The organism is Lapillicoccus sp. (genome assembly GCF_025353065.1).
GTDB lineage: Bacteria > Actinomycetota > Actinomycetes > Actinomycetales > Dermatophilaceae > Lapillicoccus.
In genome coordinates, this window is sequence record NZ_JANXRJ010000328.1 from 1 (window position 1) to 4,222 (window position 4,222).

The following is a 4,222-nucleotide window of genomic DNA, read 5'->3' on the forward strand; positions in this document are numbered from 1 at the left end:
GGATACCGGCGGCGATGGGGATGCCGGCGGCGTTGTAGACGAACGCGAAGACGAGGTTCTGGCGGATGTTGCTCATCGTCCTCTGCGATAGTTGACGGGCCCGAACGATGCCCATCAGGTCTCCGCCCAGGAGGGTGATCCCGGCGCTCTCGATGGCGACGTCGGTGCCGGAGCCCATCGCGAGACCCACGTCGGCGGCAGCGAGGGCGGGGGCGTCGTTGACGCCGTCCCCGGCCATCGCGACCACACGACCCTGCGCACGGGATGGTCGCGATGTGCCTCGCCGTCCTGCCGCTCCTCGTCCTCCTGGTGGCCCGGATGCTCGGGTGGCGGGTCCGCTCGCTGACCTCGGTCGTGCGGCCTTTTGGACTGCACGGGTTCGCTGCGGGCACGCGCGCTCCACCGGCGCATCTGCGTCCCTCGCTGCTGAAGCTCTGCATCCTGCGCACCTGAGTCGTCCTCAGGATGCCCGACCGCGAGCGCCCCAATGGCGCAGCGGTGCTGCGGCATACGCGCACGTCGTGCACGACCCCCTTCAGCGACGTCAACTTCAGCGACGTCAACTTTTAGCGACTCGACAAAGGACTCACCGATGAACCCCAACCTTGCTTCTCTGACCCCGACCACTCGGACGCTGCGGCGGGCCGCCCTGTCGGTCGTCGCGGCGGCCACTGCCGTCGCGCTCACAGCCTGTGGCAGCAGCTCGACCGCCGGTGACCCGGCTCAGGGCATGCCGGGTATGACCGGCTCCAGCTCCGCCGCCAGCACGGCGCCGGTCGGCCCGGCGGCGTCCGGGCCCCACAACCCGGCCGACGTGGCCTTCGCCGTCGGCATGATCCCGCACCACCGGCAGGCCGTCACGATGGCCGAGATGGCCTTGACCCAGGCGACCGACAGCACGGTCAGGAGCCTCGCCACCTCGATCAAGGCCGCCCAGGATCCGGAGATCCAGGCGATGTCCGGCTGGCTCACGGGCTGGGGCCAGGCCGTCCCCGCGTCCGGCCACAACATGTCGCAGATGGGGGCCTCCACCTCGGACAACTCTGAGACGGGCGGTTCCGGCATGGGCGGCATGATGTCCGACCAGGAGATGGGGCAGCTGTCCGGCACGAGCGGGGCGGCCTTCGACCGGCTGTGGCTCCAGCTGATGACCACGCACCACCAGGGCGCCGTGGCGATGGCTCGGACCGAGCTCACCGAGGGCGCCAACACGGACGCGAAGCAGCTCGCCCAGAGCATCATCGACAGCCAGGACAAGGAGATCACCGCCATAACCACCCTGCTCGGCACCCTCAGCGGCTAGGCCTCCGCAGCGGGCTCCTGACCCGTGCTCGTCGCTCCTGCCGCGAGCGGGCCTGACGTCATGGGTTTCTCCTCGCGTTCGGCCAATACCCGGAACAGCATCTCGGCGCCGCGGCGGTCGAGCTCCATGTATCCAAGCTCTTGTCTCAAGAGTCCTGGGTGGTTCCCACAGTGTCGGAGGCGGTCGGCGGTGTCGTGGGGGTTGCTGCGCAGGGTTGGGGCTTAGCTGTTGTTGAGTGGGGATCGGTCGCGAGGTAGACGTGCCATTCCCCGTGGTGCTGAGCTGCTAGTCGGCATAATGTCGGCCATCCCTTGACCGCATGTACGGGGGTCCCTTCAGGGATGAATGCGGCGTCACCGTCTCGCGGTGGGGGCGGCGCTACCTTGGTTTGCTCGTTTAACGGGCTGAGCGCACACCGGACCAGGAACTGCACGTCTCCGATGTCGGCAGCTGGCACCTTCACCGGTGGGAGTCCCAAGTTCTCGGGGACGACGTAGGAAAGACCGTTGGCCTGGATGAAGTCCACGTAGTCCACGGCTGCTCCGCGTCCTGCAGTGGTGGTGGGGCTGGGACAGCCAGTCGACGGTCGCGGGGCCGGGGCGACCGCCGGGGCTGTGGTGTTGTTGGCGCTGTGTGTGCTTGTGCTGCACCCGGTGAGCATCAAGGAGACACTCAGCAGGAGCGCGGCATGCCCAAGCTTTGGCATTAGCTACCTCCGTGGTGGTTCGTGGGTAAGACACCTCCCAGCGTTGCTTCGTTGCAGCGACGCTTTCGGACCGTTCTGGGTCGGTCGAGGCAGACCGTGACCTTCGGGCCTCGCTGGTGACCAGAAGTTGGGGCTTAGTGCTCGCTGTCCCGGAGATGTCGTGTTGCTCGGCCGAACCAGCCGGTGGTGGGGAGTGCCGGTTCGGGTGGTGGTGGAAGAGGTTGGTGGTTGATGGGCTGCCTAGCCCACAGGGTTGTCGACCGTGTGCTGGCGGTGGTGAGGTCGGCGTGCTCGATGACGTGTCTGGTTTCGTCGATGCCGAACGCGGGCCAGGAGCAGATGAAGGTGAAGGGTCCGTCCGGGGGGACCGGAAACAGCCAGAACGTGTTGTCGACGCTGAGCTCACCTCCGCCGCCGCCATTAAGCATGAGGGTCGGTTCGCGGTCGTCGTGATGTTTTGGGGGCCACCCGTTGGTGCTGATGTTGGTTGCGGTGCGCCCGTCGGCGTACTCCACCCCGAACAGGAGCCGCCGGTCCAGCTCAATGTTCCCCCTGGGGGGCCCGTGGGGGCTGATCAGCTCGTACAGCCCACCCCGGTGGGGTCCGTCGGGGGCGACTCGAAGGCGTACGGCGAGGTTGAAGGCCACCCCGGTGGTGAAGGCGGTCATGTGGGTGACCGCAACAGCGGCGTCCGGGGTGTGTGCCAGGACCACCGAGACGGGTAGTCCCCAGCCGATCTCGTTGTCCGGGCGTTCCCCGCGGATCCGCCACGCCTCGAAGTCGGCTTCGCTAGCCTTCGGTCTTCATTGAGGTCGGCTGACAAGTAGGTCTCGGTCAGGTGGCTCCGGTTCGGGGCTTGGGGGCATACAGGGGCATGCAGGTGGGCTGCGTCCACTTGAAGGTCGACGCTGAGTTCTCCTTTGCCAGTGCTTCGTGATCAATGTGGCGTCGACGATGATGACGGCCGTGCTACCGAGGTCGGTGTCCGCGACCCTCGAGGCGGGCAGCCTGCCGGGCAAGTTGGGACCAGACGTGAGCGCGGACCTTGGCCGGGCGGTGTCGATCCGCTTCACCGCCGCCAAGGTGACCTCGTCCCGGGCCCGCCACACCGTCGGCGCCACCGACCTCACAACCTCAGACCATGACACACGGGGCACCGGGACGACGAATCATTGGGGAGGGGTCACTCCCGGTAGGACAGGGTGGTCATCATGCCGGCCTCTGCGTGGTAGATGTTGTGGCAGTGGGTGGCCCACTGGCCGGGGTTGTCGGCCTGGAGGTCGACCTCGAGCTGCTGCATGGGCCGCACGATCACGGTGTCCTTGCGGGCCCCTCCGGCCGTCAGGGCGAAGGTGTGACCGTGGACGTGCATGGGGTGGAACATCATGGTCCGGTTCGCGAAGCGCAGCCGGACGCGTTGTCCCTGTCGGACCTCCAGCGGCGCGGTGTCGGGGAAGCTCTTGCCGTTGAGTGTCCACCGGTAGCCGGCCATGGACCCGCCGAGGGCGAGGTCATGGGTGGTGTCCACGGGCCGGTCCGGTAGCCGGGACCCGGCTGCGGCCAGGAGGTCGGTACCGAGCAGGACCCGCCCGGTCAACTCGGACGGTACGGTCGTCGCCGCCGGTGGGGCGGCTGCGGGGCTGGTGCGGACGACGGCCATACCCTGACCGTTCTTGCCCTCGGCGGAGGCGACCAGGGGGAAGGCGCCGTCAGCGAGGGTGACGAGCACGTCGAAGCGTTCGCCCATCCCGACGAGGAGGGCGTCGACGGTGGCGGGCTGGACGGGGTAGCCGTCGGCGTGGGTCACGGTCATCCGGTGTCCCCCGAGCGCGACGCGGAAGGCGGTGTCGGAGCCAGCGTTGACGATCCGGATCCGGACCCGTTGCCCGGGTGTGCCGGTCAGGGTGACCGGGCTGGTGGGGATCCGGCCGTTGACCAGGTAGTGCGGGTAGGCGATGTCTCCCGCGCCGCCCAGCAGCGAGGACTGCATGGTCTCGCCCATGCTGCCCATGTCGCCACTCCCGCCCATGCCGCCCATTCCGCCGCTGCCGTTGGTGGTCTGCAGCTTCTTGAGGGCCTCGTCCGGGGTGGTGCCGGTGCCGTCGATCCAGTCGTCGAGGACGACGATCCACTCCTGGTCGTAGCGGCCGGGCTCGTGGGGATCGTCGACGACCAGGACCCCATACAGGCCGCGGTCGATCTGGAGCCCGGAG

General features: G+C 68.2%; 4 protein-coding genes and 2 pseudogenes. 2 read left to right on the forward strand and 4 right to left on the reverse strand.

Annotated features, from left to right (window positions below; translation table 11 throughout):
* A pseudogene (locus Q0R63_RS23890) lies at positions 1-262 on the reverse strand (haloacid dehalogenase); the annotation flags it as partial.
* Between the two features lie 11 nt (positions 263-273).
* Between Q0R63_RS23890 and Q0R63_RS23895 the strand changes: the two are divergent.
* Both Q0R63_RS23895 and Q0R63_RS23900 read left to right on the forward strand, forming a co-directional pair.
* Positions 274-453 carry a hypothetical protein gene (locus Q0R63_RS23895; RefSeq protein ID WP_295702798.1) on the forward strand — a complete coding sequence of 60 codons (180 nt, stop codon included), beginning with the start codon at positions 274-276 and terminating at the stop codon, positions 451-453.
* 139 nt (positions 454-592) lie between these two features.
* Positions 593-1,303 carry a DUF305 domain-containing protein gene (locus Q0R63_RS23900; protein WP_295702792.1) on the forward strand — a complete coding sequence of 237 codons (711 nt, stop codon included), beginning with the start codon at positions 593-595 and terminating at the stop codon, positions 1,301-1,303.
* Between the two features lie 65 nt (positions 1,304-1,368).
* Here Q0R63_RS23900 and Q0R63_RS23905 read toward each other — a convergent pair.
* From Q0R63_RS23905 to Q0R63_RS23915, 3 genes and pseudogenes are all read right to left on the reverse strand, one after another.
* A pseudogene (locus Q0R63_RS23905) lies at positions 1,369-1,443 on the reverse strand (ATP-binding protein); the annotation flags it as partial.
* Positions 1,444-2,143: 700 nt separating this feature from the next.
* Positions 2,144-2,677, reverse strand: coding sequence for a hypothetical protein (locus Q0R63_RS23910; protein WP_295702794.1), 534 nt, complete (start codon positions 2,675-2,677; stop codon positions 2,144-2,146).
* 515 nt (positions 2,678-3,192) lie between these two features.
* Positions 3,193-4,222, reverse strand: a 1,030-nt coding sequence (locus Q0R63_RS23915) for a multicopper oxidase domain-containing protein (protein WP_295702796.1), incomplete at its 5' end; no start/stop codon positions are given.

Bases quoted from the DNA above. Each gene is read 5' to 3' on its own strand.
- Q0R63_RS23895 (WP_295702798.1), top strand. From the start codon at position 274: ATGTGCCTCGCCGTCCTGCCGCTCCTCGTCCTCCTGGTGGCCCGGATG.
- Q0R63_RS23900 (WP_295702792.1), top strand. From the start codon at position 593: ATGAACCCCAACCTTGCTTCTCTGACCCCGACCACTCGGACGCTGCGG.
- Q0R63_RS23910 (WP_295702794.1), bottom strand. From the start codon at position 2,677: ATGACCGCCTTCACCACCGGGGTGGCCTTCAACCTCGCCGTACGCCTT.